This is a genomic window from Streptosporangium album (assembly GCF_014203795.1).
Lineage (GTDB): Bacteria > Actinomycetota > Actinomycetes > Streptosporangiales > Streptosporangiaceae > Streptosporangium > Streptosporangium album.
Map to the genome: position 1 here is coordinate 4,549,363 of NZ_JACHJU010000001.1, position 26,618 is coordinate 4,575,980.

The window sequence follows — 26,618 nt, forward strand, 5'->3', positions numbered from 1 at the left end:
ATGCGCGCGGAGGTCTGTTCGCCGAGTAGCACGTAGCGGCCGAGGCCGGCCAGATGCTGGTGGCGGCTCTTGGCCCGCCGTCTTCATTTCTCGGCCGCTACGCTAGTAGTACTTCGTTAGATTGTCGATCACCTAGCGTGATCATTTTGAGAAGTCACTTCGGGATCATGTTGTCGTGACACCTGACGAGATGGCGCCGGTGCGCCCGCGGCTTGAGAAGTTTGCAGATCAGATGCTGCGGAGGGTGCTTCGTCGCCGTGATCAACTCGCCACCGGCGAGTTGTATCTGCGGGGGCTGATGCTGGACGGGCGGCGCAAGTCGATGGATCCGATGGCGGAGCGTCTGGGAGTTGACACCCAGCGGTTACAGCAATTCATGGCCGACTCGACCTGGGACTACGAACCGGTCCGGGAAAACCTCACACATTGGGCGCTGGAACGGATCGGTCCGCAGGCGGTCGTCATCGACGATGTCGGCTTCCCCAAGGACGGCCCGAATTCTCCGGGAGTGGCCCGGATGTATTCCGGGACGCTGGGCAAGACCGGAAACTGCCAGATCGGCGTCAGCGCACATCTGGTCACCGATCATGCCTCGTCCGCGGTCAATTGGCGGCTGTTCATCCCCGAGTCGTGGGACCCGGCCAAGATCGAGGATCCGGTTCAGGCGGAAACGGTCCACAAGCGCCGCGACCGGTGCAAGATCCCTCAGGACGTCGGTCACCAGGAGAAGTGGCGACTGGCGTTAAACATGATCGACCAGATGTACGACGAGTGGGGAGTCGGCACCGATCTTCCGGTGGTCTTTGACTCCGGTTATGGCGATTGCACCGCTTTCCGGCTGGGACTGGAGGACCGCGGCCTGTCTTACGTGGCGGCCGTCTCCGATGATCTGTCGGCCTACCCCGGAGATGCGGTGCCTGAACTGCCGGAATACAGCGGCAAGGGGCGCCCGCCGAGACCACGCTATCCAGGCAAGCCATCGAATCTGCGCAATCTCGCATTGGCGGCAGGGCGGGCGAATCTGCGGCGGGTGACCTGGCGGCAAGGCACAAGGAAGACCAGCGGTAATCCAGGCGCGAAAATGCGATCACGCTTCATGGCTCTACCGGTTCTCTTGGCCAACAAAGACATCCCCCGCAACCCCGACGGCAGCCTGCCTGCGCGTTTGCTGCTGGTGGAATGGCCGGCAGGCGAATCCGAACCCACCGATTACTGGATCACCAATCTCCCCGCCGAGACTCCGCTGCGCGAACTCGTCCGGCTCGCCAAGATCCGCTGGCGGATCGAGCATGACTACCGGGAGCTCAATACCGGTCTTGGCCTCAAGCATTTTGAGGGGCGGAGCTTCTTCGGCTGGCACCGCCACGTCACCCTGGCCGCATTAGCGCAGGCATTCTGTACCGAACTACGGCTAGACCCAAAAGTCCCTGCGCCGGCCTGACCTTGTATGAGGTTCTCGGCGAACTCCAGGCTTTACTCGCCACCTGGACCGGCGCTTGCCACGTATGCCATCAAATGTACGCGCCCCATAACACTTCGTAACTTAACGAAGTACTACTAGTGACCAGGTCAAACTCGTACACCACCCATGACCTCGCTCGTACCGTTCGGCTGGGGCGACGGCGGCGGGCCGCGACGAGCACCTGCTGCGCGAGGCCGAGCTGTGGGCCGCTTCAGAGCAGCTGGTCGATGAACTCCAGGAGGGTGGTCAGGTCGGCGGATGCCTGACCACCCGCCGTCGTGCGGCCGACGAAGAGCTTCGGCGCGGAGTCGCCCGCCGTGTCCGGCGAGATCAGGTGCTGTGCCGCCGCGTTGCCGAGCGCGGGCAGGTTGGGGTCGATGCTCGTGAGGAACCCTGATCGGCGTTCCGGCGGGTCCATGGAGAAGTGGTCGTGGCCCACGAGCGCCACGTCCTCGGGGATCCGCATGCCGTGGGCGCGCAGGCCGACGTAGGCGCCGTAGGCGATGAAGTCGTTGGCGCAGAAGATCGCGTCGAACTCGGTGCCCGCCTCGATCAGCTGGTTGACCGCCTGGAGACCCCAGGCCTTGGACCAGTCGCCGTAGAGCGGCTCCACCGGCTGCCCCGCGGCGGCGAGGGTCTCCACGAAACCACGCGTGCGCAGCTCGGCGCCCCGCTCGCTGCCCTCCGCGATGTGCGCGATCTTCGTCCTGCCGAGCGACAGCAGGTGCTCGGCGGCGAGCCGCCCGGCACCGTGGTCGTCGGGCAGGAACGACGCGTCGGCGGGATTGTCGGACTCGCAGAAGGCGTAGGCGACGGGGCAGGACAACCTGTCAGAGATGGACGGGTAGAGACCCGACGGCCCGGAGCCGATGACCAGCACGGCGTCGACGTGGCGCGCTTCGAGCGCGCGGACGAACTGCGATCGCCGCTGGTCGCTCTCGGCGGCGTCGCACACGAGCGTGGCCAGGCCGCCCGCGGCCAGCCTGCGCTCCGCGCCGCGCAGCACCATGCTGCTGAAGATCTCCGAGGCGTCCTCGATGATGATCCCGACCAGCTCGCTCCGCCCTCGGGCGAAGGACTTGGCCAGCGCGTTGGGCTGGAAGTCGAGCCGCTCCACGGCGTCGAGGATGCGCCTGCGGGTCTCCTCGGAGGCGCGTCCGGTGTTGCTGAGCACCTTCGACACCAGCGACACCGAGACCCCGGCGGCTGCGGCGACATCCGCGAGAGTAGCGGCCTTGCGCGCCATGAGTTCCTTTCCATCTCGGTGATAACAGGTTAAATCAACGTTTCTCCGGATACTTGACAAAGTAGCAGGATCGGCAAGACCATGACGATGGTCAAACGGTTGACCACCGCCACGAAACTCGCCGGCACGCCACTGCTGACCGCGTGAGCGCCGCGGTCACGACACCGCCCGAGCGTGACCGCCGTTTGCCGCACCATGCCCGCAAAAAGGGGTTCGTCATGCTGCATCACAAAAATCGGCGATTCGCCGGTATCGCGATGGCCGGAATCATAGCTCTCACCGCCGGCGCGTGTTCGTCCGGCCAGCCTGACACCGAGGCAGACCCGAACGCCAAGGTGACGATCCACGTCGGCAACATGCCCACCAAGGACAACCCCGACAACCTCGCCCTGTTCAACAAGCAGGTCGCGGCCTTCCAGAAGCTCCATCCGAACGTCACCGTGGTCGGCGAGGAGACCAAGTTCGACCCGCAGACATTCGCCGCCCTCGTCGCCGGCGGCTCGATGCCGACCACGATGCAGGTGCCGTACACCAACATCCAGCAGCTCGCCCTCAACGGCCAGGTGCGCGACATCACCGACCTCGTCAAGGGCGACGTGATGCTCTCGAAGCTCAACCCGGCCGTCGCCAAGCAGACGCAGAACGCCGAAGGCCGCACCTTCGGCGTCGTCTCCGCCGCCTACACGATGGCCTTCATCTACAACAGGGCGCTGTACAAGAAGGCCGGCCTCGACCCCGATGCCCCGCCGAAGACCTGGGACGAGGTGCGCGAGAACGCCAAGGCGATCAGCAGGGCGAGCGACGCGGCAGGCTTCATGATCGCGACGACGACCAACTCCGGCGGCTGGATCCTCACCACGATGGCCTACGCCAACGGCAGCACCATCCAGAAGCGCGAAGGCGACACCGTCAAAGCCACGATCGACGCCGGCGGCGTGAAAGACGCGCTGACGTTCCTGCACGACGTGCGGTGGACCGACCAGGCCGCAGGCAAGAACTTCCTGATGAGCCAGGACGACATGCGCAACGCGATCGCCGCCGGGCGGATCGGGCAGACCGTGCTCGGCGCCGACCTCTACCGCGACCTCGTCGGCAACCGCGACATGCCCGGCGCCGACCTGGGCATCGCGCCGCTGCCGCAGTCGGCCGCCGGCATCGGCACCCTGGGCGGCGGCGACATCGCCGTCGCCAGCCCCAAGGCCAGCGCCGGTGAGGCGGCCGCCGCGATGGAGTGGGTGAAGTTCCGCTACCTGGGCCGCTTCCTCGACAAGCAGGCGGCGGTTGAGTGGGCCGAGACCTCCAAGGCGGGTGGCCTGCCCGTGGGCGCTCCCGAGGTGCCGCTGTTCTCGCCGGAGATCTACGACCGCTATCTGTCCTGGGTCTCCGGCTACGTCAACGTCGACCGGGCCAACTACAAGGCGTACTTCGCCAGCCTCGGCACGCTGCCGATTCTCGGCGAGCCGCCCGTGGCGGCGCAGGAGACCTACGCGCTCCTCGACGCCGTGACCCAGCAGGTGCTCACCAAGCAGGACGCCGACATCCCCGCGGCGCTCACCCAGCTCCAGACGGACGCGCAGGCGCTGATCGATGCCACGCAGTGACACCCTCCAGGGCGCGATGACCAGGTGGGTACGGCACGGTGGCGCGGGAAAGCTGTTGTTCACCGCCCCGCTGCTGATCGTGTTCGGTCTCTTCGCCTGGTGGCCGATCCTGCGGAGTCTGGTCCTCAGCTTCCAGCGCACCAACCTGGTCGCCGATCCCGCCTGGGTCGGGCTGCGCAACTTCAGCCGGGTGCTCGCCGACCCGCTGCTCGTCACCGCGGCCTGGAACACCGCGTGGTTCACGCTGCTGGCCCTGGTCATCGGCTTCCCCGTGCCGGTGCTGCTCGCCGTGTTCGTCGGGGAGCTCCGCCGTACCAGGACCATCGCCAGCGTGCTCGTCTACATCCCGATCATCATCCCCCCGGTGGTGGCGGTGCTGCTGTGGAAGCAGCTGTACGACCCGAGCGAGCACGGCCTGCTCAACACCGTGGCCGGCTGGGCCGGGCTGGGACCCTTTCCCTGGCTGCAGGGCGCCGAGACGGCGATGCCCAGCATCGTCGTCCAGGCGACCTGGGCGGGCTTCGGCACGACGACGATCATCTACGTCGCCGCGCTGATGTCGGTGCCGCCCGAGCTCTACGAGGCGGCCGAGCTCGACGGCGCCGGTGTGCTGCGGCGGGTCTGGCACATCACGCTGCCGCAGTTGCGCTCCGTCATCCTGCTCATGCTGATCCTCCAGGTGATCGGCACCTTCCAGGTGTTCACCGAGCCCTACGTCATGACCGGCGGCGGGCCGGACAACAGCACGATCACGCTGCTCATGCTGATCTTCAAATACGCGTTCGTCGTCGGCGACTTCGGCAAGGCGACGGCGCTGAGCCTGATGCTCGCCGTCTTCCTCACCGCCCTGTCCGCGGTGTACCTGCGGGCGACGAGGGGGTGGAAACGCTCATGAACGAGCGTGGCATCCTGTCCACCAGCGAGCGCCGCCGGCCGGTGACCCGCGTGGTGTTCACGGGGCTGATCGCCGCCGTGCTCGCCTGCCTCGCGATCGTCGCGGCAGGGCCGATCCTCTGGCTGGCCAAGTCGGCGGTGTCGACCTCGCAGGACATCCTGCGCGACCCGTTCGGCTGGTGGCCCAGCGGGATCCGGTGGGGCAACCTCGCCGAGGCCTGGAACGGCATGGACATCGGGCGCGCCCTGGCCAACACCGTCTACATCGCGGCGGGCAACTGGTTCTTCGGCCTTCTCGTCGCGTTGACCGGCGGTTACTCGCTGGCGATCCTGCGGCCGAGGTACGCCAAGGTGGTCTCGGCCGCGGTGATGGCGACCCTGTTCATCCCGGGTGTCGTCTCGCTCGTGTCGCTGTATCTGACCGTGATCGACGTGCCGGGCCTCGGGGCCAACCTGATCAACAGCTACTGGGCCGTGTGGCTGCCCGCCGCCGCGCACGCCTTCAACGTGCTGCTGGTGAAGAACTTCTTCGCCGAGTTGCCGAAGGAGGTCTTCGAGGCGGCCAAGGTCGACGGGGCCAACTCCTTCGACGTGTTCTGGCGCATCGTGCTGCCGATGTCGCGGCCGATCATCGCCGTCGTCTCCCTGCTCACGCTGGTATCGGCCTGGAAGGAGTTCCTCTGGCCGCTCCTCGTGCTGCCCTCACCCGATCTGCAACCGCTGTCCGTCGTGCTCTACAAGATCTCGGCCACCGCGGAGACCAGCACGCTCATCGCCGCCATGTTCATCGCGGTGATCCTTCCGCTGGTCTTCTTCCTCCTGTTCCGGAAGCAGTTCCTACGCAGCGCCGGTCGGGCCGGCGCCGTAAAGGGGTGACCCGATGAACCCACAGTTAACCCGTCGCGTGCTCGCTGCCCTGATCTCCGTGGTGCTGGTCTGGAGCGGCACCGCCGCTCTCGCCGACACTCGGCTCCCGTACTCCAACACCTTCGACGCGTGGAGCATCAGCAGGAACGGCTCCGCCGAGGTCGCCTTCACCGCCACCCCCCAGGGGCACACCGGCTCGGCGCTGCGGATCGTGAACCAGACGCCGAGCAGCCCGGACACCTTCGGGCAGATCGCCCAGACGGTGCCGGTCAAGCCGGGCACCCTCTACCGGTTCACCGCCTGGATCGCCTCGGAGGGCCTGTCGAAGACGGCCGCACTACAGGCGGTGCTCAGCCCCGACACCACCCAGCGCTACAACTTCCCGATGGGCGTCTACGACTGGCGCCAGGTCTCGTGGACCTACACGACCCTGGCCACGCAGACCAGCTTCGCGCTCCGCCTCGTGTCGCAGGACGTGACGCCTGGCGTGCGCCTGGACGACTTGACCATGACCGAGGACGGCAGCGGGCAGAACCTGCCGGCCAACGCCGGGTTCGAGCAGCACTCCACCTACTTCGGGGTCATGAACGACTCCCTGCTCTTCGATCCCGGAACGGCCTCGCTCGAGCTGTTCACCGACGCCCAGAACCCCGCTCCCGCAGGCTGGGCCGTACGGGATGTGCGCGGGACTCAGGTGGCGAGCGGGACGGCCACCTTCACCGGCGGGCGCGGCGTCGTGAACCTCGCCTCGCTGCCCAACGGCTACTACACGTTCGTGTCGGGCACGCTGAGCGCTAGCTTCGGCATCGTGCCGCCGATGCCCGCCGCCGCGGCCGGCTCGCCGTTCGGGGTCGGGCTGCACGGCTACGAGCAGGAGCTCATCGACGGCATCGCGCGCATCGGCTACACCCATTCGCGCAACGACGTGGCCTGGTCGGTCGTCGAGAAGCAGGCAGGCATCTACACCTTCGACCGGTACGCCAACGGGTTCGCCGCGTTGCACGCCGCCGGGATCGAGCCGCTGCCGATCTCCAGCTACCGCAACCCGCTCTACGACGGCAACCGCACGCCGAGCTCGCCCGAGGGCCTGGCCGCCTACGGACGCTTCACGGCCGCCGTCAACCAGCACTTCAAGGGCTACACCCAGGCGACCGAGGTCTACAACGAGTTCAACATCAACTTCAACGACGGCCTCTGCGGACGCACGCCCGCCTGCTACGCCCAGCTCCTCCAGGCCGCCGCCGACAAGGTGGATTCGCAGAACCCGCAGGCCCGGCTCGTGGGTCCGGCGATTTCCGGCGCCTCGGCCGACTATGTGCGCCAAGTGCTCGAACTGGGCGGCGCCGCCGTACTGGACGCCGTGTCCGTCCACCCGTACCGCCACCCCAGCCCGCCGGAGGGGATGGACGCCCAGATGGCGTCGCTGAGCCAGACCATCGACGAAGCGGCCGGCCGCTCGCTCCCGCTGTGGCTCACCGAGTACGGCTGGCCGACCCACACCGCGGGCGGCACGACCGACGCCATGCAGGCCGACTATCTGGTGCGCTCGGCGGTGCTCTCCCTGGCGGGCGGCGCCGACCGGCTCTACTGGTACGACGCCCGCGACGACGGCACCGACCCGAACAACCAGGAGCACAACTTCGGCGTGTTCGAGGTACGGCGCGCCACGGCCCGCTACGCCGCCGAGCCCAAGCCCGCCGCGGTCGCGCAGGCGGTGATGGCGGCCGAACTCGCCGGACGCACGCTCACCAAGCGCGACACGCTGGACGCGACGACCTACTCCTTCCGCTTCAAGAACGCCGCGAACGACCTCAACCGCGTCATGTGGGCGTCGAACGGCCCCAAGACCGTGACGCTCCGCACCAGCCAGGCGCTCACGCTCACCGACCAGTACGGCGTGCGGACCACGCTGACCCCGCACGCGGGCGCCGTCGAGGTGACGCTGACCGAGCACCCGATCTACGTCCGCGGCCAGGTGGACGCCGTCACGGTCGACCCCGCTCCCGCGATCACGCTGAAGACCTCGGCGACCGTCGCCGACGGTGAGAGCATCGAGGTCCGTGCGGTCGTCGACCGCACCGGCGAGAACTGCCGCGCGGTCCCCGCCAAGGTGGCGATCACGCTGGAAGGGCAGCGCCGCGACGTCAGGGTCAGGGGTTGCGGCACCGGCGAGGCCGTCTTCGACATCCCCACCCCCGCGGGCGGCAAGGCGAGCTGGCTCACCGGCTGGGCCTTCGCCGGGACCGAGACGGTGGCGCGCCTGGCGACGCCGACGATCCGGATCACCACCCCGGTCGTCGCCACCATCCGGGTCAACCTCGTCCGCGACGGCGGTTACCGAGCCGAGGGGGTCGTCTCCCTGTCGAACACCTCGCGCAAGACCCCGGTGACCCTCGACGGCCTGTCCTGGGTCCTCGGCAAGGAGTCGGGCACGATCGCCGACACCACCACGCTGCAGCCGGGCAAGAAGGCCGAGCACACCATCCCGCTCCCGTCATTGCGCGTGTGGGAGCAGGGCTACCTCGACGTGTCGATCGGCCTGCGGGGCCGTACCGGCCTGAAACTGCGGCAGTCCGTGGGCGCAGGTCCCATCGAGCCGGACGACGCCACCACGGTCGCGCCGATCGACCTGGCCACCGACGCGAAGTGGTTCCGCTACACCGCCGACTGGGGCGGAGCCGCCGACCTCAGCGGTCCCGTGAAGATCACCGAGACCGCGACGGGGCTGAGAGTCCAGGCCGCGGTCCAGGACGACGTGTTCACCCAGAAGAACCCGGCGGGCAACCTGTACAACGGCGACTCCATCCAGCTCTCGCTCTCGCCCGCGCTGCCCGGCGCCTCGACGGAACGGACCGAGATCGGCCTGGCGCTGACGCCGGGCGGTCCCGCCGCCTACACCTTCGCCGCCTTCGGCATCGCGATCACCGGCCCGACCCCCACGGAACGGCTCACGGTGACCAGGACGGGCACGACCACCGCCTACGACGTCGTCCTGCCCTGGCAGAGCCTGGGACTCAACGGGCCCCCGGCCGACGTGTTCGCCCTGTCCCTGCTGGTGAACGACGACGACGGCCCCGGCCGGAAGGGCTACCTGGAGTGGTCGTCCGGCATCGGCCACAGCAAGGACACCGGGCAGCACTTCCCCGTCCGGCTCACCAGCGGGCTCTGAAGGGTGACGATCATGAAGGCTTCTGTCGCCGCCCTGGCCGCCGTGGTGCTGGCCTGGGGTGGATTCACGGGTACGGCGTCCGCCGACACGGGCGATTCGCACACCTTCGCGTCGTGGACGCAGTACGCGACCGGAGGTACCGACATCACGGTCACGGCTGACACGCAGGCCCCGCACGGCGGCGCGGCCGCGGTGAAGGTGGTCAACGCCACGCCGAAGGCCTCGAACGCCTACGGCGGCATCCTGCAGACCGTCACCGTCGCACCGTCGACGACCTACCAGTTCAGCGCCTGGATGAAGGCGGGCGGCCTGCCTTCCGGCTCGGCCGCCCAGTTCGTGCTGAGCCCGGACTGGAGCGTGCGGCAGTGGTTCCCGGCAGGCAGCTACGACTGGACCCGGTTCACCTGGAGCTACACCACGACGGCCACGCAGAGCAGCCTCGCCCTGCGCCTGCTGCTCCAGGACGCGGGCTCCCTCTGGCTGGACGACCTGACGATCACCGCGCCGGGCTCGCCGGCCAACCTGGCCGCCAATCCCGGCTTCGAGCAGTACGCGACCACGCCGCCGGTCATCCCCGCCCAGCTCGGCATCGCCAACCCGGACCTTGTCTTCACCACCGGCCCCGCGTCGATCACCATGACGAGCAACCGGCCCAGCGTCGACTGGAAGGTGACCGACGCGGCCGGGCAGGCCGTGCGCGACGGCACCCTGGCGATCAGCGGGGGAGCGGGCACCCTGAACCTCCCCGATCTCGGCCACGGCTACTACGGCCTCGAACTGACGACCTCCGGGCTCACCAGGAAGACGTCGTTCGCCGTCCTCCCGCCGCAAAACGACAACGCGCAGAACGCCGGTAGCCCCTTCGGCATCGCCTGGCACGCCGCGGCGCTCAACCTGGACCAGTTGCCGACCATGGACGAACTCGGCGCCTCCTACGTGCGCTTCGACGTCTCGTGGAGCTCGGTGGAGAAGGCCAAGGGGATCTACGCGATTCCCTCGCTCATCCGTGAGAGGTTCGACAAGATCGTGTCGATGGGCCTACGGCCGCTGGTCATCCTCAACTACCGAAACACCTTCTACGACGGGGGCAAGACTCCCAGCACTCCGGAGGGCATCGCGGCCTTCGCCGCGTACGCGCGATTCATCGCCCAGCAGTTCGGCACCGCCGCGGACTACGAGGTGTACAACGAGTACAACGGCACCGGCTTCAACGACGGCGCCTGCGGTACGACGGCCGACTGCTACCTGCAACTGCTCAAGCCCACCTCCGCGGCGATCCACGCCGCGGTACCGGGCGCCGTGGTCGCCGGTCCCGTGCTCGCCGGGGTCGACCTCGCATGGCTGAAGCGGCTGTTTGAGCTCGGCGGCCTCGACCACGTCGACGCCGTCAGCGTCCACACCTACGCGCGCAACGCGGCGCCGGAGGGCGTCACCGCACCCCAGCTGGCCTCGCTGCACACGCTGATCCGGCAGTACAACAACGGGCAGGACAAGCCCCTGTGGCTCAGCGAGACCGGGTGGAACACCGCGAACCCGGGGGTGAGCGAGCAGCAGCAGGCCGACTACCTGGTCAGGGACCTGGCTCTCAACCTCCAGACGGGCGTCACCCGCGAGTACTGGTATGACTTCCTCGACGACTGCGCGAACGCCGACGACAAGGAATGCAGGTACGGCCTGCTGCGCGACATCAACAGCGGCCAGTCCGTCGCGGCGCCCAAACCGGCCTACGTGACCTACGCCGTGCTCACCCGCCAGCTCGCCGGATACCGGCCGACCAGGCTGGAGACCCTCGCCTCCGGCGCGTACTCCGCGCTCTTCACGAACTCCTCCGGCGCGACGATCCGGGTGCTCTGGGCGACCAAACCGCAGGCGGTGAACGTGACCGCGGCCGGTGCCGTGACCGTGACCGATCGCTGGGGGGTGTCGAACACCACGAACGGCTCCGTGGAGCTCGCTCTCACGGAGCACCCGGTCTACCTCTCCGGCGCCGTCACGGCCGTCACCAGCCCCGGCGTGCCCACCGGCGGGCAGGACCCGCCGCCGGTCCGGGCGAAGCCGTGCGGGCCTGCCCCTGCCGTCTATCGTGCAGGCTACCCCGCAGTGGCGGCCGCGGGAGAGTCCGTCGACGTCACGGTCAAGGTCGACTGCCGCCCGCAGCGCAACGCCGAGCCCGTGACCGTCACGTTCGCCACCCCCGACCGCGCCCACAGGGTGCTCGTTCCGTCCGTGTCGCGGAAGCTGAGCACAGCGACGCTGAGCATCCCGGCGCCGGACACGACAGGAAGCTCACCGTACACCATCGACGTGCTGGTCAACGGCGATGTGGTCGCTCGACTCACAGGCGACGTGCCGGTGGTGGACAATCGTGTGTCCGTCGAGGTGCGACCCACCTTCACAGCAGGTGCCCCGGGGGCGCAGGTCGTCATCGGTAACGCGAGCACGTCGACGACACTCACCGCGACACGCGTCACCGCGCGCATCGGAGAACGCGCGGTCGCCTCCAGCAAGCGCCTGGACATCGCGCCGGGCCGGTCCGCCACGGTTCCGCTCGACGTGACCGGCCTGCCCGAGTGGACGAGGCTGCCGATGAGTGCCGAGGTCAGGTTCGGCGACGGCATCACCCGGACGGTGAACGGGAACACCGCCCTGGCTCCCGCACTGCCCGACGAAACCGCGGACCCACCCGTCGCGGACCTGGCCACGTCGGGAACCATCGTCAACGTGGCAGGCGACGGCATCTCCGGCGCAGCCGACCTCTCCGGCCGGATGTGGGCGAGCCACACAGACGACACCATCACCATCCACGCGATCGTCACCGACGACGCGCACACCACGACCGCCGATGTGGCGAGTCTCTGGACCACGGACTCGATCCAGTTCGCCTTCGCCACGAAAGAACGGTTCGAGTTCGGCGCCGCCCGGCTGACAGATGGCACGGCCGCCGTGTACGGCTACGCCGGTCGAAGCGGAAGGATCACGGACGCCACGGCCGTGATCACCCGGGATGAGGCGGCGAAGAAGACGGCCTACGCGGTCACCCTGCCCAAGGAACTGATCGGCGTGTCCGCCACGGACACCGTCGTCGACTTCTCCTTCCTGGTCAACGACAACGACGGGCACGGCCGGACGGGCTACATCGAGTGGGCTTCAGGCATCGGAAAGTCCAAGGACGTCGGACAGTACCTCCCAGTCGTCCTGGCCGAGTAGCGGCGCCACCAAAAGTCCCACTATGTCCAGATGTGTCGCGCGATAGCGTGCGGACATGCTCGATCCTGAGGCCCCTACCAGGTGGGTGGCTACTGGCTCGAGGCTCGGCCGTGAGAGAAACGATCGAGGAACACAGGCCCTCGCTTAGCGCGGAGGCCCGGGTAGATCTGCGCTGTGCCCCGAGCAGGGCACGGCGTACATCTACACCTTCTCTACCTGCGGTTTCTCGTGGAACGTTGACACTCGCAGTACACCCTTCAGGTAGGGATTACCCTTGCCGGTCTTGCCGCCCCGGCTCCTGGGCCCCGATTGGATGGTGCGGGGACACAGCTTGGCCGCGGATCTTGTTCTTCTTGCCGTCCTCGACGTGACCCTTGTCGATGACGGCCTCGTGCCGGGTGGCGTCCCAGAACAGTCCGTCCACCTTGGAGAAGTCGTCCCACCAGTCTGGGGCCCTGACCGTTCTGTTGTGCTCGGCCAACCAGGACCCCGCGGTCTTTCTGGCGTCGGCGACGGTGAGCAGCACTTTTCGCACGATGCCGGATTCCTTCGCTTGATTGCGACAAATGATGGCCAAAATGACCGTATCGGACATCCGATTCGGAAGATGGCGCTTCCGATGACTCCCGTCACGCCGGCCACGTCCCGCGAGTCCCCCCGCGGCCGGTGGCCGCCGGGGGGGGACGTCAGCTTCCGGACCTGAGGGGCCGGAAGAAGGCGCGCAGCTCGTTGGCGACCTGTTCGGGTTCCTCATGAGCCATGAAGTGTCCTCCGCGTTCCGGGGTGCTCCAGTGGCGCAGGTCGGTGCAGATGCGTTCGGTGAGGCTCCTGGGGATGTTCGCGTAGGCCGGTTCGTTGCTCAGCGTCACCGCGCTGGGCACCGTGATGTTCGGGACCGGTCTGTTCTGGGGGTAGTCGTAGTACTGCCGGAAGGATGAGCCGATGGTGCCGGTGGCCCAGTAGAGGGTCGCGACCGTCAGCAGGGTGTCCTTGTCCCAGCGGGTCTCCAGGTCGCCGCCGCAGTCGCTCCAGTCGCGATACTTGTCGATGATCCATGCGACGAGTCCCGCCGGGGAGTCCGCCAGGGCGGCGGCGATCGTGTCCGGCCGGGTGCACATGATCTCGCTGTAGCCCCGGTCCGTGGCGTCGTACGCGCTGAGGGCTTCGAGGTACGCCTCCTCCTCGGCGGTCGGCGGCTGCTCCCGGAAGTCGGTCGTGATCACCGCGGAGGTGACGTGGACGCCGGCGACCTCGCCCGGGTAGAGGGCGCCGAGCCACTGCGTCACCCCGCCCCCGATGTCACCGCCGAAGGCCCCGAAGCGCCGGTAGCCGAGGGTCCGGGTCATGAGCGTGTGCCAGGTCTCGGCGACGCCCCTGCGGGTGAACGGCCCCTGCGGCAGCTCGGAGTACAGGAAACCGGGCAGCGAGGGAATGACCACGTCGAACGCGTCGGCGGGGTCACCGCCGTGGCCGGCCGGGTCGGCCAGCCGCTCGGCGACTCGCAGCATCTCCACGAAGCTGCTCGGCCAGCCGTGGGTCAGGATCAGCGGCAACGGCGCGGGCGCGCCTTCGGCGCGTCTGCCGCGTAGGTGCACGAAGTGCACCTGCCGTCCGGCGATCTCGGCGATGTGATGCGGGTAGGCGTTGAGCGCCGTCTCGGCCGCGCGCCAGTCGAATCCGTCCGCCCAGTAGGTGACGAGCTCGCGCAGGTAGCCGGGATCGGCCCCGGCGGCCCAGGAGGTGGTGTCGGACGCCGCCGTGAAGAGGGTGCGGGCGAGGCGCGTACGCAGGTCGTTCAGGACATCATCGGATACGGAGATCTGAAAAGGCTTGGCTGTCATTGTTCCTTCGTTCAGGAGCGCTCGACGGGCGGGCGCTCCTGAGTGCCGGTCAGACAGACGCGGCGGCCAGGAGTGCCCGGACAGGGTGGTTCGTGGTCATCGGGCTCACCTCCTCGCGTTACGTGACTTGGAAGACTATATCCCTATCGATTTCACAGATCATGACTTTACGGCCGTTCCGGGGTGGCCTGCGGCCTCATCTCGGCGAATCCCCCTGCTCGGCAGGCCGTCGTCTCGAGGAAATTCGAGTGCGCGCGCCGTACGCCGGACGTTTCCATGGAGATCAACGCTACGGCCGGAAGGGGAGGGCGACGCTGGTCCTCATCGACCGGCCGCACCTGGATCCCAACCCGTTCGACGCCGACCCGGCCGACCCGCCGGACTGGGGGACGGCATGTACGAGGGCATGTCCTATGTCTATCTGGACCCGTCCGGCGCGCCGCGGTGCTGGGGAGACGGTGAGGTGCAGGTCTTCTGCGACTACCGGCAGAGAGCCGCGACCGCCCGGATCTCCCGGCACGAGGTCCTGGCCGGTCTCACCGCCGTTCCGGCCCCCGCCGACCTCAACCCCCTCGTCTGGCGGCGGAATGGACAGAAGAGACGCACACGGTCAGAAGGACGGCAGGCCGATGGGTGAGCCGGCCCCGCTTCCGCGGGCGTTCAGAGCTCCGGGAGGGGGCGGTCGGCCTTGGTCAGCTCGCTGAACAGGTTCTCCCACAGCGGCGTGACGGTGGCGGGGGCGTAGTCCCGCGCGGTGCGCACCGCGGCGGTGCCCAGGCGCAGGCGCAGTTCACGGTCGGCGATGAGCCGCATCAGCGACCCGGCCAGCGCGTCGACGTCCTGGGGCGGGACGAGCAGGCCGTCGACCTCGTCGGTGATGACGTCGCGCGGGCCGGTCGGGCAGTCGAAGGCGACGACCGGCAGGGCGTGGGACATCGCCTCGATCATGACCATCGGCAGTCCCTCGAACCGGGAGCTGAGCACGTACACCGACGCCTGGGCCAGTTCCTCGTCCAGCCGGTCGGTCCGTCCCATCAGCGTGATGTTGTCACCCATCCTGCGTTCCTTGACGAGCGCCCGCAGGTGCGCCTTCTTCGGGCCGGTGCCGTAGATCCGCAGCCGCCAGTCCGGATAGCGGCGCACGACCTGCTCGAACGCGGGGATGAGCAGGTCGAACCCCTTCTGCGAGACCAGCCGCCCGGCGGCGATCACCAGCCTGTTCTCCTGGCGCGAGGGGGTCTGGTCGAGGGTGTGGATCGCGTTGGGGATCCGCACGACCGGGGTGCCGGGCAGCAGGGCCTGATAGTCCCGGCGGTCGGTCCCGGTGAGCACCGCGACCGCGTCCAGCCGGCCGTAGTGGCGGGCGATCTCCCGGCGGACGGTGTCGGGGTGGGTGGTCAGGTTCATGTGCTCCTGCGCGATCCGCACCACGCTCACCGGAGTACGGCGGGCGGAGATGAGGTTCAGCGCGGGACGGGTGGTGACCAGGACGCCGTCCCGCACCCCGGAGACGTAGTCGATGACGGCCTTCTCCACGCGCTCGGTGAAGTAGGACGCCGCGAACTCGCCCTGCGGCACGATCTGCCCGCGGACCTTCCGCCAGACCCGGCGTCCCACCGAGTCGGGCCGGGCGCCGTCGCGCTGGTCGACGAGCGGGACGATCTCGACACGCGGGTCGATGGGGAACTGGGGTGTGTCGCGGCGCCGTACCACGCTGGTGATCTCGACGTCGTATCCCGCGGAGACCATCGCGTTGGCCTGGTTGACCACCGTGCGGATCGTCCCGCCCATGCCGTAGGCGTGCAGGAGCATGTAGCGGATCCTCACGGGCGCCGGTCCGCAGGCTCGGGCAGGTAGCCCCAGGTCCGGCAGATCGGCCGCAGCACCTCCGGTATCTCCTCCGGGGCGGGGAGGGCGCGCCCCCGCTGCACGGTGCCCGACTGGATCTTGTCCTTCCAGTCGCCGAGCCCTTTCCGCAGGACGGCCTGCTCACCGTAGGAGAGCATCCCCGGCTCCCAGGGGATGTTCAGGAAGTCGCAGATGCGGCGCGTCTGGTCCTCGGGAGACTCGGTCAGGTCCTCGTAGCGCAGGGTCAGGCCGCCCAGCGCGCGTCGTGCCCTCTGGGTCGCCTTCATGTAGCGCAGGGCGTCCAGCGCGGCCTCCTCGGCGTTCCTTCTGTCCGGGTCGGCCTCGTGCCACGACTTCGCGATGGAGGCCGGGTGGCGCAGGAGGAAGACGAACCGGGCGTCGGGCCAGCAGGCGGCGATCCGCTGGAAGGCGAAGGCGTTGGCCGGGGTCTTGTCCACGACGTGCTTCTTGCCGCTGCGCACCAGCTCCCGATGCAGCACCCGATCCCACAGCAGATGCTCCAGGTCGGCCTGGTTGTGTCCGAGGGCGTCCATCGCCTTCTCCGCGAGCGGGGTGCCGAATCCCACGGCCAGCCGCCGTACGTGCAGCTCATGGGGGGCGTGCAACATCGAATGGGCGTTGAGCACCGCCCGCAGCAGGGTGGAGCCCGACCTGACAGGGGACAGGACGAAGACCGGAGCGACCAACAGCCGATCAGCGCCCGGATCGGCGGGAGGCCGGACCAGATCGTCGGGCGCGACGGAGGGCGCGGCCGATGTGTGTCCCGCTTTTCCTACCCGCTTGACCTGAAATCCGGCGAACTCGCTGAGAGCTTCGTTGACCCTGTACTTCCAGTTCATGCCCCATGACGCTATCCAGCTTTCCTGGCATTTTCCTGAGCGTGATCTCCCTGGTGGGGGCTCCCTGCCGGTCCGGCGGCTCTCCGGGCGACCCGGTGACTCCGCAGGTGGAGCCGCTTCTCCGGCCGATGGCCGGGCCCGGCGGCCGAGGCGGCCACCGGACCGTTCACGGTGCCGCCGACCTGCGCAACGCCGTCCTGGTGGTGTCCTCGGGGTAGGGCGACAGCCGTACGGCCTCCCGGACGCTCATCCGGCCCGCGGCCACCTCCTCGCAGAGCCCGGCGACGGTGGCGATCTCGTCGCGCTGGGCGACGACGGACCCGCGGTCCATCGGGTCCCCGTGCCCGGGGACGACGACGGCGCCCTCACCGGCGAGCCCCAGCACCCCGTCGACGGCGGCCGGCCATTCGAGCGGGTAGGCGTCGCCGTAGGCCGGTGGCGCACCGTTCTCCACCAGGTCCCCGGCGAACACCACGCCCGCGTCCGGCACATGGATCACCAGGTCGTTGCCGGAGTGACCGCGGCCGAAGTAGGTCATGACGACGCGCCGCCCGCCGACGGCCGGCTCCGCCCGGTCGGCCACGAGGTGGTCCGGCAGCACGATCTCCGTACTGGCGATGTCGTCGGCGATGTCCGCGCGCCCCTCCTCCCGGTAGCGCCGCGCCCAGGCGTCGCGCGTCCCGGCCCCGTCCTCGACCAGGTCGGACCGGCAGCCCTCATGAGCCCAGACGGGGCACTCCAGGAACGGTCGCGTGCCGAAGCTGTGATCGAAGTGCGAGTGGGTGATCGCCACCGTCCACGGATCCCGGGTGATCCGCCGCACCTCCGCGGCGAGCTCCGCCCCCTGCCGTTCGTCCCCGCGCGTGTCGACCACCAGGCAGCCACCGTCGCCGAGGACCAGCCCCACCGACAGGTCAAGCTCGGCGTATCGCCGGACCAGCACCCGATCGGCCACTTCCACCCATCGACCTTCCATGGACGGCATTCTCCACGGGTCGCCGGCGTGCCGTCGAACGGCAGGCCGGTGGGTTCCCGCTCATGACCGGCCGCAGTGCCGGCAGCGGCCGTGTCTGCGCAGGTGGTAGGCGAGGGCGGCGGCGGCCAGGGGAAGCCGGATCCGCCGAGCGCCCAGTGCAGGCCGAGCAGACCGTAGAGCACCGACCACAGTGCCGCGGCATAGCCGGCCCAGGCGGGCAGACGGGACCTCATCGAGGGTTTGGGGTCAGCAGGACGGCCACGCTGGACCGGGTCACGACGGGCACCGGAAGCGCCGTGCTCTACCCCCGCAGGTACGTCACGACCGCGAGGACGCGGCGGTGATCGTCCTCGGCCGGGGGCAGGTCGAGCTTGGTGAAGATGCTGCCGATGTGCTTGCCCACGGCGGCTTCGGACACCACCAGGCTTCTGGCGACGGCCGCGTTGGACCGGCCCTCGGCCATCAGCGCGAGGACCTCCCGTTCGCGGGGGGAGAGCCGTTCCAGCGGGTCACGGCGGCGGCGCAGTAACTGCCTGACCACCTCGGGGTCCACGACCGTCCCGCCGCCGGCGACGTTGAGCAGCGCGTCGACGAACTCCTCCACGTCGCCCACCCGGTCCTTGAGCAGGTAGCCCACTCCGGTGCCGTCACCGGAGTCCAGGAGTTCGCTCGCGTAGGTCTGCTCGACGTACTGGCTCAGCACGAGGACCGGCAGGCGCGGGTCCGCCGAGCGGAGCGCCACCGCGGCCCGCAGCCCCTCGTCGGTGAAGCCGGGCGGCATCCGCACGTCGGTGACCACGATGTCCGGGGCATGCGCGCCCACCGCCTCGACGAGCCCTCCGGCGTCGCCCACAGCCGCCACCACCCGGTGCCCGAACCGGTTGAGCAGCCCGGCCAGCCCCTCGCGGAGCAGCACGCCGTCCTCGGCGATGACTATTTCGAGGGGTCGATCGACGTGCAAGGGATCTCCATGCGTAGCAGGGTCGGCCCGCCATGCGGGCTGGAAAGCATCAGTCTGCCGTTCACCACCGAGACCCGGTCGGCCAGCCCCGCCAGGCCGGTGCCCTCCGACACGTCCGCGCCGCCCGCGCCGTCGTCGCGGATCTCCACGACCAGCCGGGCACCGTCCAGGCGCCCGGTGACCCAGGCCCGGCGGGCGTCGCTGTGCTTGGCCACGTTCGTCAGTGCCTCGGAGACGACGAAGTAGGCGACGGACTCCACCACCTCGGGCAGCCGTACGGGAAGTTCGACGGAGACCTCCACGGGCACAGGCGAGCGGTCGGCGAGGTCGGCGACGGCCGCCGACAGTCCCCGGTCGGTGAGGATCTGCGGGTGGATCCCCCTGATGAGGTCGCGGATCTCGGCCAGCGCGAGCTTCGCCTGTCCGTGCGCCTTGTCGACGAGTTCGGCCATCTCCGACCCTTCCGTCAGCTTGGCCAGGCCGAGTGTCATGGCCAGCGCGACCAGCCGCTGCTGGGCGCCGTCGTGCAGGTCCCGCTCGATCCGACGCCGTTCGACCTCGAAGGCCTCCACCAGCCGGGTCCTGGACCGGGTGAGCTCGTCGAGCCGCTGCCCCATCTCGGTCTCCCGGGGGGCGAGGAGCAGCCGGGCCAGCATGCCGTGGGCCGTGGCGAGCAGCGTCAGCGGGTAGAGGGCCAGGGCAAGCCAGATCAGCCCGACCGCGAGCGCCACGAAGGCCTCCAACTCCGTGTTGACCAGCCAGAACTTCAGCACTCTGAACTCACCCGCCTGGGCCCGCAGGACCGGTGTCAGGATCATCGACGACGGCATGCCGAGGCCGAAGACCACCGCCAGCAACTCGATCGGCCAGAGCACGGTGACCAGCAGGACCACATAGGCCAGCTCCCGCCAGGTGGCCTGCTCCTGCAGGCGGAGGCTGATCCACTCGCGCAGCCCCGGCAGGTCGGGCATGCGGTGCGGGGTGGCGGCCGGCTCCGGGTCGATGATCCGCAGCCGCCGGCGTTCCAGCGCGGCCACCGGTATCCCGCTGAACCCCAGCGCCAGCAGCAGCGGGATGCCCACCAGCAGCACCGCGAGGATGGTGCTCGTGAACAGGGCCAGGAGGAACACCACCAGGACGACCTCACCGAGGAGCACGCCGGTGACCAGATAGGCCAGCGAGCGCCACGGCCAGGAGGTCAGCAGCAGGTCCCGCCGGGTGAGGGCCCGCCAGGCCGCCGATGACTGCATCCCCCGACGGTACGGCCTACACCGGCATGCTCCCCAACGGGCTGGGACTACTCCTGGAGTATGGCCAGGCATACCCGGAAGACTAGGTTCCGGGGTCCTGCGCGCGGCACCCGTGCGACGATCTCATTGAGGCCATGAACGAGACAGTGGTGGCCCCGGACCTGCGGGCATTCATGTCGGTGGCGCTGCGCAAGCAGGGCGTGGTGGGTGCGGTCGCGCCGAGCTCCCCCGCCCTGGCGAGGGCCCTCACGGCGGTGGTGCCGACGCGCGGCACGCCGGTGGTGGTCGAGCTCGGCCCGGGGACCGGCTCGATCAGCGAGGTCATCCGGGAGCGGCTGCCCCCGGGTTCCCGGCACCTCGCCGTCGAGATCGAGCCGGTCCTGGCCGCTCACCTGCGCCGGACCAAACCCTGGATGGAGACCATCCAGGGCGACGCCGCCGACCTCGGCGCGCTCCTGGCCGGTGCCGGGGTGGAGCGGGCGGACGCGGTGGTCAGCACATTGCCGTGGTCGCTGTTCCCCGGAGGGCAGCAGGAACGGATCCTCGGCGAGATCGGCCGGATCCTCGACCCCGCCGGTGCCTTCACCACCGTGACCTATCTGCACGCCGTACCGCTCGCCGGAGCCAGGGCCCTGCGGCGGCGGCTGCGGGCGACCTTCGACGAGGTGCTGACCACCGGGCCGGTCTGGCGGAACCTGCCACCGGGGATGACGTATGTGTGCCGGAGGCCAGTAGCCCGTGTCTGACCTGCTCGGACAGCTCTCTCCGCCGCTGCTGCTGGCCGTCGCCGGGCTGCTGATCGGTGTCGTCCTGGTCATCATCTGGGTGACCCGCGTCAGGCCGAAGGCCGGCGGCGGGGCTCAGTCGAGGACGCGGCCGACCATCCGGGCGTACATCCGGCCGGGGCTGGGCGTCGACGGCGGGTTGAGGAAGCCCGGGAGCATCGGGAGGTCCACGGCGAAGGGCTGCAGGCGCTCGTAGAGGGTGTCGGCGCCGGTGGGACGCCGGTCGGGGTCCTTCTCCAGGAGATCCTCGATCAGGCGGTTCAGCTCCGGCGGGACATCGGGGACGGCGGGCGGTCGCTCCTTCACCTGGCGTTCGAAGACGGCGTACTCGGTGGGTCCGGTGAAGAGCTGCCTGCCCGTCAGCATCTCGTGGATCACACAGCCGAGGGCGTAGAGGTCGCTGCGGGGGCCGGAGAGGCCGCGCTGGATCTGCTCGGGAGCCATGTAGGCCGGGGTGCCGAGGATCTGCCCGACCCGGGTGAACCGGGTCGAGTCCGCCTCGCGGAGCATGGCCAGGCCGAAGTCCAGGACCTTGACGCTGCCGTCGGGGCAGAGCATCAGATTGGTCGGTTTGAGGTCGCGGTGGTAGATGGAGAGCGCGTGGGCGGCCGACAGCACGGCACACGCCTGAGCGGCGATCGCGGCCGCCCAGGGGACCGGGAGCGGGCCGTGCTCGCTGACCAGGTCGGCCACGGTGACGCCTTCGATGAACTGCATCACCTGGAAGAGCCGCTGGTCGAAGGTGCCGAAGTCGTAGAGGACCGGCGCTCCGGGGTGCTCCAGCTTCGCCAGGATGCGGGCCTCGCGCAGGAAACGCCGGTTCAGCTCCTCGTCCGGCCCGCTGAGCAGGCGCAGGAACTTGACGGCCACCTTGCGGTCGAGGTGCTTGTCGTGGCCGCCGTAGACAGCGCCCATGCCGCCCTGGGCGAGGGGGAGGTCGTCGAGCACGTATCGGTCACCGATGACCATCCGGCCCTCCCCTGGACGTGTAGCGAATCACACCCCTTGGTCGCACGGCCGGAGGTGGCCGTCAACCAGTCCGTCAAAGCCTAGCCGGATCAGCGTTTCCCCCAGTGCCGTCGTCTCTCGCACCCGGTCCTCCAGTGCGAACAGCTCACGGAAGGCCACGCCGTACCGTCGCTGGTCGGCGAGGGGGAGCATCGGCACCCGGGCCCGCCGCACGTCCAGGCGGCTGGAACTGGGGTGGACGCGGGCCGCGTCGGCGGAGCGGAGGAAGCCGGCCAGGAAGTCGGCGTCGAGCCGGTGCGGGTCGACGCGGTAGAGGGTGAGCTGCGGGCCGAGCGCCGCGCCGCTCCGCGTGATCACCCGGACCGTGCCCAGGGCGGTGGTCACGACGTCGCCGGGCCTGATCATGACCAGTGCGGGGTCGAGGGTGGTCCTTCCGGAGGGGGGCGTGCCCAGGGCGGTGTCGTCGGCGGTCAGGACCGGGAGCGGTCCCTCGTCGGCCGACATCTTGGGCGGGGCCTGCAGGATGGTGATCAGGCCCGCCTTGGCCAGCTCACCGACGGTGGTGGTCGGCAGGTCCTGCCGCTCGTTGAGCAGCTCAAGCGCCGGAGGGGCTTCCGGCAGCATGGCCGAGGTGTCACGGAAACGGTCCAGCGCGTCGGCGAAGTCGCGCAGGAAGTCCGGGCCGCCCAGCTGCGGGCGGTGCCGGGCGGGGGTGAGGTCCACCTCGTCGTCGAGCAGGTCGATGATCCGCACGGTCCGGCTGTCGCCCGACAGCTCGACCTCCGGATTTCGGGCGTAGGCGTGCCAGGCGGGTTCCACGGCCGACAGGTCCTCGCTCGCGTCCACCATCAGGAGCTGGGACGCGGGGCGCCCTCCGTCGGGGCGGCGCAGGATCCACAGGTCGGGACCGCCCAGGCCCAGCGTGACCACGGCCCGGAGCGCCCCGCTGCGCAGCAGGTTGCCCCGGATGCGCTTGCCCGGCCGGCGGCCGGCGGCCGCCGCCGGCATCAGGATCACCACCAGGCCGCCCGGTCTCACGTGGGCCAGGCAGTGCTGGACCCAGGCCAGCTCGGACTCTCCGCGTGGCGGCAGGCCGTACTCCCATCGGGGGTCGCCGGTCAGCTCCTCGTAGCCCCAGGCCCGCTCGTTGAACGGCGGGTCGCAGACGACGGCGTCGGCGAGCTCGCCGGTCAGGCCGTCCTCACGCAGCGAGTCGCCGGCCACGATCCGCGCCTTGGCCCCGCGCAGCAGCAGCCGGACCGCCGCGAGCAGCGCGTTCGTCTCGTTGCTCTCCTGGCCGAGCGAGGCGCCGGCGTGCAGGAGGAGGGTTCCGACGCCGCAGGCGGGGTCGAGGACCATCCCGGTGCCCTGACCGGCCAGCCGGGACATGAGGGCGGCGACGTCGTCCCGGGTCACCGAGAGCTGGCGGGAGTGGGCCTCGACGTAGCGCTCGCAGAGGAACTCGAAGGTGTCCAGCGGGCCCCGTTCGGCGGCCAGTTCGGCCACCAGCCTGACGAGCGCGAGGTCGTCCAGCCGCAGGTCGGGGGAGCCGGGAAGATCCGTCGTCGCGGCGGTCAGGCCGGTGAGAGACTGTGTGCCGTGTTTCCGCCACACCTCCGGCTCCCTGTGCAGGAACAACAGGAACGCGCCGACCCTGCCCACCAGGTCGCCCAGGCGCAGGTCGTCGACCGAGGTCCGCAGCCGCTGCCAGACCAGGTCGCCGAGGGAGACCTCGAACGACTTGCCGTTGCGGCGCAACCACGCGGCGATCTCGGGCAGGGAGAACAGCGGGCTGGAGGCCGTGCCCCCCACGGGCTGGGGAAAGTCATCGTGGCGGCGGCGCCAGTTGCTCACCGCGGCCCGGCCGACGGAGGCGAGCCGGGCGATGTCGCCCGCGTTCACCGTGATGTCCTGGCTCTCCTCCATACTTGGCCACAGTAGTTCACTGTGCCTTAACGGTCTACAACACCTTTGCTTGTGAAGTGCTTCAACCAATGCTTTACTGCCTTCATGGCACTGAACGAAGGATTGGCCCTGCGCTACGCGGCCCGCTCCGACGTAGGAGTCCGCCGCGAGGCGAACGAGGACTCGGGCTACGCGAGCGCTCGCCTGCTCGCCATAGCCGACGGCATGGGCGGTCATGCGGGCGGGGAGGTCGCCAGCTCACTTGCCGTCACCGCCATGGCGTCCCTGGACGCCGGTCTTCCGGACAGCGGTGTCGACCTGGTCGCCGCCCTGAAGGGCGCGGCCACGGACGTCAACCACACGCTGCACGACATGAGCGAGCAGGACCCCACGTTACGGGGGATGGGCACCACCCTGACCGCCATGTTGTGGGACGGCGCCACCTTCGCCCTCGCCCACGTCGGAGACTCCCGCGCCTACATGCTGCGCGGCGGCGCCCTCTACCAGATCACCCATGACCACACCCTGGTCCAGTCGCTGGTGGACGAGGGCCGCATCACCCTGGAGCAGGCCGCCGAGCATCCGCGCCGGTCCATGGTGCTGCGGGTCCTTGAGGGCACCGGTGACGGCGAGCTGGACCTCTCCCTGCGCGAGGCCCAGCCGGGCGACCGCTACCTCCTGTGCTCCGACGGCCTGACCGGCGTGGTCGGCCCGGAGACCCTGTTCAACACGCTGACCGAGATCGCCGACCCCGGCGAGGCCGCCCGGTGGCTCATCGACCTGGCCAACCGGGGCGGTGGCCCCGACAACATCACCTGCATCGTGGCCGACTTCGGAGCCCACCCCGTCTCCGCCGAGCGGATCGTCGTGGGCGCCGCGGCCGAGAGGAAGCTGACGCCCTGAGGCCGCCTCGCCGAGCGGGAGGCGGCGTGATCACCAGGTCATGCCGGTGATCCGCTCGTACGCCTCGATGTAGCGGGCCTGGGTGACCGCCACGACCTCGGCGGGCACCTCCGGGGCGGGCTCCTTCTTGTCCCAGCCCGTGCCGGTCGCCCAGTCGCGGACATACTGTTTGTCGAACGAGAACTGCGCGTGACCGGGCTCCCACCGGTCGGCGGGCCAGAACCGCGAGGAGTCGGAGGTCAGCACCTCGTCGCCGAGCACGAGCGTGCCGTCGCCGGCCCGGCCCAGCTCGATCTTGGTGTCGGCGATGATCACACCCCGCTCCGCGGCGAGCTCGGATCCCCGCCGGTAGACCTCCAACGTGATCCGCCTCAGCTCCTCGGCGACCTCCGGGCCCTCCAGGGAGACCACGTCGTCGAAGGCGATGGGTTCGTCGTGCTGCCCGAGCGGCGCCTTGGTACTCGGGGTGAAGATCGGCTCGGGGAGCCTGGACCCGTCCACCAGACCGGGTGGCAGCGGCACGCCCGAGACCGCCCCCTGCGCGCGGTAGTCCTTCAGCCCGCTGCCGGTCAGGTAGCCGCGCGCGACGCACTCGACCTGCACCATCTCCAGTTTCCGGCACCGTACGGCGCGGCCCTCGAACTCGGCGGGCACATCGGTGGCGGAGATGACGTGGTTGGGCACGATGTCGGCGAGCTGGTCGAACCACCACAGGGACAGCTGGGTGAGGATCTTCCCCTTGTCGGGGATGGGTGTGGGCAGGATGACGTCGTAGACCGACACGCGGTCGGAGGCCACGAGGATGATGTCCCCCCGGTCCTCGTATACGTCGCGGACCTTCCCGGAGTGGAGAAGCTTCACCGTGCTCCCTGCTCTTGCGCGATCTCGTCGGCCGTGGGAGGCCGTTGATCGCTGATCAAAACGTACGTGCCGCACGCGGAGGCCATCCCGGCAGGTGCGGACCGGTTGTGCGTAGACGAGGGAAAGTATAAGGAGGTGAGGATCGTCTCCACAGGCGCGGGGCCACTTCCTCGATCCCACCCGGGAGGCCACCGGGTCGCCTTCGGATCGCGGGGGACGCGGTTCGGCCGCCGGCTCGGCTCCGTCTCGCCGCGGTAGGTCCACGCCGTCTTCGGGCTCACCCGGATCCCGGAGACGGGGCGGTCGCCTGTTCGAGGTGCGTGGTGGACTTCAACGCGTGAGAGCAAGGGAGCGGATCTGGTCGAGTATGGACGGCCAGAGGGCTCTGGGCAGGTCGTGACCCATGCCGGGATAGGTGACCAGCTGTGCGCCGGGGATGGCGGCCGCCGTGGCCTGGCCGGCCTTGAGCCGGATGACCGGGTCGTCCTCACCGTGCAGGACGAGGGTGGGGATCCGCACCTTGGCCAGTGCCCTGCGCCGGTCCCCGGAGACGATGACCGCGGCGCGCTGGCGCGCGTCGCCCTCGGGGGTGCCGGGGTTGCGCTCATAGGATCGGCGGCCGATGTCGCTCACCTCCTGCTCGTCAAAGGGGCAACGCGGAGAGCCGATGAGCTTCTTCATCGCCACCGCCTCTTGCGCCGCCTGGTCTGGGCTGGTCACCGGCATGCTCGAGATTTTCATGATCGCTTTTAAGGTGGCCATCTTGGGTATGGTGCCGATCCGGGCCCCCGGGGTGGACATGATCGAGGTGAGGGTGCGCGCCCGGGAGGGGTGCCGGATGGCGATGATCTGAGCGATCATCCCGCCCAGCGAGGTGCCGACCAGGTGCGCGGACTCCCACCCCAGCGCGTCCAGCACCGCGACGGCATCCTCGGCCATGTCCTCCAACCGGTACGGCGCCGAAGACGGGCGGGTCATGCATCACCACCGAGGCGGGACGGTCCGCCGGCTCG

22 protein-coding genes are annotated in these 26,618 nt (G+C 69.5%); 9 read left to right on the top strand and 13 right to left on the bottom strand.

The features are described from left to right. Window positions 1–175 precede the first annotated feature (175 nt). Window positions 176–1,441 (top strand): IS701 family transposase, encoded by a 1,266-nt coding sequence (locus FHR32_RS21775; RefSeq protein WP_221465336.1) that lies wholly within the window; start codon window positions 176–178, stop codon window positions 1,439–1,441. 232 nt (window positions 1,442–1,673) lie between these two features. Here FHR32_RS21775 and FHR32_RS21780 read toward each other — a convergent pair whose 3' ends face one another. Together FHR32_RS21780 and FHR32_RS21785 are read right to left on the bottom strand one after the other, a co-directional pair. After that, window positions 1,674–2,708, bottom strand: a complete 1,035-nt coding sequence (locus FHR32_RS21780; protein WP_184755974.1) for a LacI family DNA-binding transcriptional regulator — start codon at window positions 2,706–2,708, stop codon at window positions 1,674–1,676. 29 nt (window positions 2,709–2,737) lie between these two features. After that, on the bottom strand, window positions 2,738–3,055 hold the full coding sequence (locus FHR32_RS21785) for a hypothetical protein (RefSeq protein WP_184755975.1): 318 nt from the start codon (window positions 3,053–3,055) through the stop codon (window positions 2,738–2,740). Here FHR32_RS21785 and FHR32_RS21790 point away from each other — a divergent pair. From FHR32_RS21790 to FHR32_RS21810, 5 genes are read left to right on the top strand one after another with little or no spacing between them, the layout of a single operon-like run. Next, complete coding sequence (locus FHR32_RS21790; RefSeq protein WP_184755976.1) at window positions 3,044–4,309, top strand: extracellular solute-binding protein; 1,266 nt, start codon at window positions 3,044–3,046, stop codon at window positions 4,307–4,309. The two genes, FHR32_RS21785 and FHR32_RS21790, sit on opposite strands and share 12 nt — an antisense overlap. Further along, window positions 4,296–5,204, top strand: coding sequence for a carbohydrate ABC transporter permease (locus FHR32_RS21795; RefSeq protein ID WP_184755977.1), 909 nt, complete (start codon window positions 4,296–4,298; stop codon window positions 5,202–5,204). Before FHR32_RS21790 ends, FHR32_RS21795 begins: the two co-directional genes overlap by 14 nt. After that, window positions 5,201–6,079, top strand: a complete 879-nt coding sequence (locus FHR32_RS21800) for a carbohydrate ABC transporter permease (RefSeq protein ID WP_184755978.1) — start codon at window positions 5,201–5,203, stop codon at window positions 6,077–6,079. The genes FHR32_RS21795 and FHR32_RS21800 overlap by 4 nt, the downstream gene beginning before the upstream one ends. Window positions 6,080–6,083: 4 nt before the next feature. Further along, window positions 6,084–9,239, top strand: a complete 3,156-nt coding sequence (locus FHR32_RS21805) for a glycosyl hydrolase (RefSeq protein WP_184755979.1) — start codon at window positions 6,084–6,086, stop codon at window positions 9,237–9,239. A gap of 12 nt (window positions 9,240–9,251) precedes the next feature. After that, window positions 9,252–12,446 (top strand): glycosyl hydrolase, encoded by a 3,195-nt coding sequence (locus tag FHR32_RS21810; protein WP_184755980.1) that lies wholly within the window; start codon window positions 9,252–9,254, stop codon window positions 12,444–12,446. A gap of 268 nt (window positions 12,447–12,714) precedes the next feature. Here the strand turns inward: FHR32_RS21810 and FHR32_RS21815 are convergent, their stop codons facing one another. After that, a complete protein-coding gene (locus tag FHR32_RS21815; RefSeq protein WP_184755981.1) occupies window positions 12,715–12,981 on the bottom strand; it encodes a hypothetical protein in 267 nt (88 codons plus the stop codon). A gap of 151 nt (window positions 12,982–13,132) precedes the next feature. Beyond that, window positions 13,133–14,287 carry an epoxide hydrolase family protein gene (locus FHR32_RS21820; protein ID WP_184755982.1) on the bottom strand — a complete coding sequence of 385 codons (1,155 nt, stop codon included), beginning with the start codon at window positions 14,285–14,287 and terminating at the stop codon, window positions 13,133–13,135. 394 nt (window positions 14,288–14,681) lie between these two features. Here FHR32_RS21820 and FHR32_RS21825 point away from each other — a divergent pair, with 394 nt between their 5' ends. Then, window positions 14,682–14,924: a hypothetical protein gene (locus FHR32_RS21825; RefSeq protein ID WP_184755983.1), complete on the top strand. Its 243-nt coding sequence runs from the start codon at window positions 14,682–14,684 to the stop codon at window positions 14,922–14,924. Window positions 14,925–14,947: 23 nt separating this feature from the next. Here the strand turns inward: FHR32_RS21825 and FHR32_RS21830 are convergent, their stop codons facing one another. From FHR32_RS21830 to FHR32_RS21850, 5 genes are all read right to left on the bottom strand, one after another. Then, entirely contained in the window at window positions 14,948–16,114 is a 1,167-nt protein-coding gene (locus tag FHR32_RS21830) for a glycosyltransferase family 4 protein (protein WP_184755984.1), read from the bottom strand. Continuing rightward, complete coding sequence (locus tag FHR32_RS21835; RefSeq protein WP_184755985.1) at window positions 16,111–16,995, bottom strand: sulfotransferase family protein; 885 nt, start codon at window positions 16,993–16,995, stop codon at window positions 16,111–16,113. The genes FHR32_RS21830 and FHR32_RS21835 overlap by 4 nt, the downstream gene beginning before the upstream one ends. Before the next feature lie 166 nt (window positions 16,996–17,161). Next, window positions 17,162–17,971, bottom strand: coding sequence for an MBL fold metallo-hydrolase (locus FHR32_RS21840; protein ID WP_246466264.1), 810 nt, complete (start codon window positions 17,969–17,971; stop codon window positions 17,162–17,164). A gap of 301 nt (window positions 17,972–18,272) precedes the next feature. Beyond that, window positions 18,273–18,932 (bottom strand): response regulator, encoded by a 660-nt coding sequence (locus tag FHR32_RS21845; RefSeq protein WP_184755987.1) that lies wholly within the window; start codon window positions 18,930–18,932, stop codon window positions 18,273–18,275. Continuing rightward, window positions 18,905–20,182, bottom strand: a complete 1,278-nt coding sequence (locus tag FHR32_RS21850; RefSeq protein ID WP_184755988.1) for a sensor histidine kinase — start codon at window positions 20,180–20,182, stop codon at window positions 18,905–18,907. Before FHR32_RS21850 ends, FHR32_RS21845 begins: the two co-directional genes overlap by 28 nt. Window positions 20,183–20,316: 134 nt before the next feature. On the opposite strand from FHR32_RS21850, the gene FHR32_RS21855 reads away from it, so the two are divergent. After that, a complete protein-coding gene (locus FHR32_RS21855) occupies window positions 20,317–20,928 on the top strand; it encodes a class I SAM-dependent methyltransferase (RefSeq protein WP_184755989.1) in 612 nt (203 codons plus the stop codon). Between the two features lie 114 nt (window positions 20,929–21,042). On the opposite strand, the gene FHR32_RS21860 is transcribed toward FHR32_RS21855, so the two are convergent. Further along, a complete protein-coding gene (locus FHR32_RS21860; RefSeq protein ID WP_184755990.1) occupies window positions 21,043–21,936 on the bottom strand; it encodes a serine/threonine-protein kinase in 894 nt (297 codons plus the stop codon). Between the two features lie 27 nt (window positions 21,937–21,963). Continuing rightward, window positions 21,964–23,862 carry an N-6 DNA methylase gene (locus FHR32_RS21865; protein WP_184755991.1) on the bottom strand — a complete coding sequence of 633 codons (1,899 nt, stop codon included), beginning with the start codon at window positions 23,860–23,862 and terminating at the stop codon, window positions 21,964–21,966. Between the two features lie 84 nt (window positions 23,863–23,946). Between FHR32_RS21865 and FHR32_RS21870 the strand changes: the two genes are divergently transcribed. Further along, window positions 23,947–24,744: a PP2C family protein-serine/threonine phosphatase gene (locus tag FHR32_RS21870; RefSeq protein ID WP_184755992.1), complete on the top strand. Its 798-nt coding sequence runs from the start codon at window positions 23,947–23,949 to the stop codon at window positions 24,742–24,744. Between the two features lie 30 nt (window positions 24,745–24,774). On the opposite strand, the gene FHR32_RS21875 is transcribed toward FHR32_RS21870, so the two are convergent. Together FHR32_RS21875 and FHR32_RS21880 are read right to left on the bottom strand one after the other, a co-directional pair. Continuing rightward, window positions 24,775–25,605 carry a phosphoribosylaminoimidazolesuccinocarboxamide synthase gene (locus tag FHR32_RS21875; protein ID WP_184755993.1) on the bottom strand — a complete coding sequence of 277 codons (831 nt, stop codon included), beginning with the start codon at window positions 25,603–25,605 and terminating at the stop codon, window positions 24,775–24,777. Window positions 25,606–25,935: 330 nt separating this feature from the next. After that, a complete protein-coding gene (locus tag FHR32_RS21880; protein WP_184755994.1) occupies window positions 25,936–26,583 on the bottom strand; it encodes an alpha/beta fold hydrolase in 648 nt (215 codons plus the stop codon). Between the last annotated feature and the right edge of the window lie 35 nt (window positions 26,584–26,618).

Coding starts and splice junctions, on each gene's coding strand:
- FHR32_RS21865 (WP_184755991.1), bottom strand. CDS start 23,862: ATGGAGGAGAGCCAGGACATCACGGTGAACGCGGGCGACATCGCCCGG.
- FHR32_RS21860 (WP_184755990.1), bottom strand. CDS start 21,936: ATGGTCATCGGTGACCGATACGTGCTCGACGACCTCCCCCTCGCCCAG.
- FHR32_RS21820 (WP_184755982.1), bottom strand. CDS start 14,287: ATGACAGCCAAGCCTTTTCAGATCTCCGTATCCGATGATGTCCTGAAC.
- FHR32_RS21850 (WP_184755988.1), bottom strand. CDS start 20,182: ATGCAGTCATCGGCGGCCTGGCGGGCCCTCACCCGGCGGGACCTGCTG.
- FHR32_RS21805 (WP_184755979.1), top strand. CDS start 6,084: ATGAACCCACAGTTAACCCGTCGCGTGCTCGCTGCCCTGATCTCCGTG.
- FHR32_RS21780 (WP_184755974.1), bottom strand. CDS start 2,708: ATGGCGCGCAAGGCCGCTACTCTCGCGGATGTCGCCGCAGCCGCCGGG.
- FHR32_RS21795 (WP_184755977.1), top strand. CDS start 4,296: ATGCCACGCAGTGACACCCTCCAGGGCGCGATGACCAGGTGGGTACGG.
- FHR32_RS21855 (WP_184755989.1), top strand. CDS start 20,317: ATGAACGAGACAGTGGTGGCCCCGGACCTGCGGGCATTCATGTCGGTG.
- FHR32_RS21840 (WP_246466264.1), bottom strand. CDS start 17,971: ATGGAAGGTCGATGGGTGGAAGTGGCCGATCGGGTGCTGGTCCGGCGA.
- FHR32_RS21825 (WP_184755983.1), top strand. CDS start 14,682: ATGTACGAGGGCATGTCCTATGTCTATCTGGACCCGTCCGGCGCGCCG.
- FHR32_RS21800 (WP_184755978.1), top strand. CDS start 5,201: ATGAACGAGCGTGGCATCCTGTCCACCAGCGAGCGCCGCCGGCCGGTG.
- FHR32_RS21880 (WP_184755994.1), bottom strand. CDS start 26,583: ATGACCCGCCCGTCTTCGGCGCCGTACCGGTTGGAGGACATGGCCGAG.
- FHR32_RS21835 (WP_184755985.1), bottom strand. CDS start 16,995: ATGAACTGGAAGTACAGGGTCAACGAAGCTCTCAGCGAGTTCGCCGGA.
- FHR32_RS21810 (WP_184755980.1), top strand. CDS start 9,252: ATGAAGGCTTCTGTCGCCGCCCTGGCCGCCGTGGTGCTGGCCTGGGGT.
- FHR32_RS21870 (WP_184755992.1), top strand. CDS start 23,947: ATGGCACTGAACGAAGGATTGGCCCTGCGCTACGCGGCCCGCTCCGAC.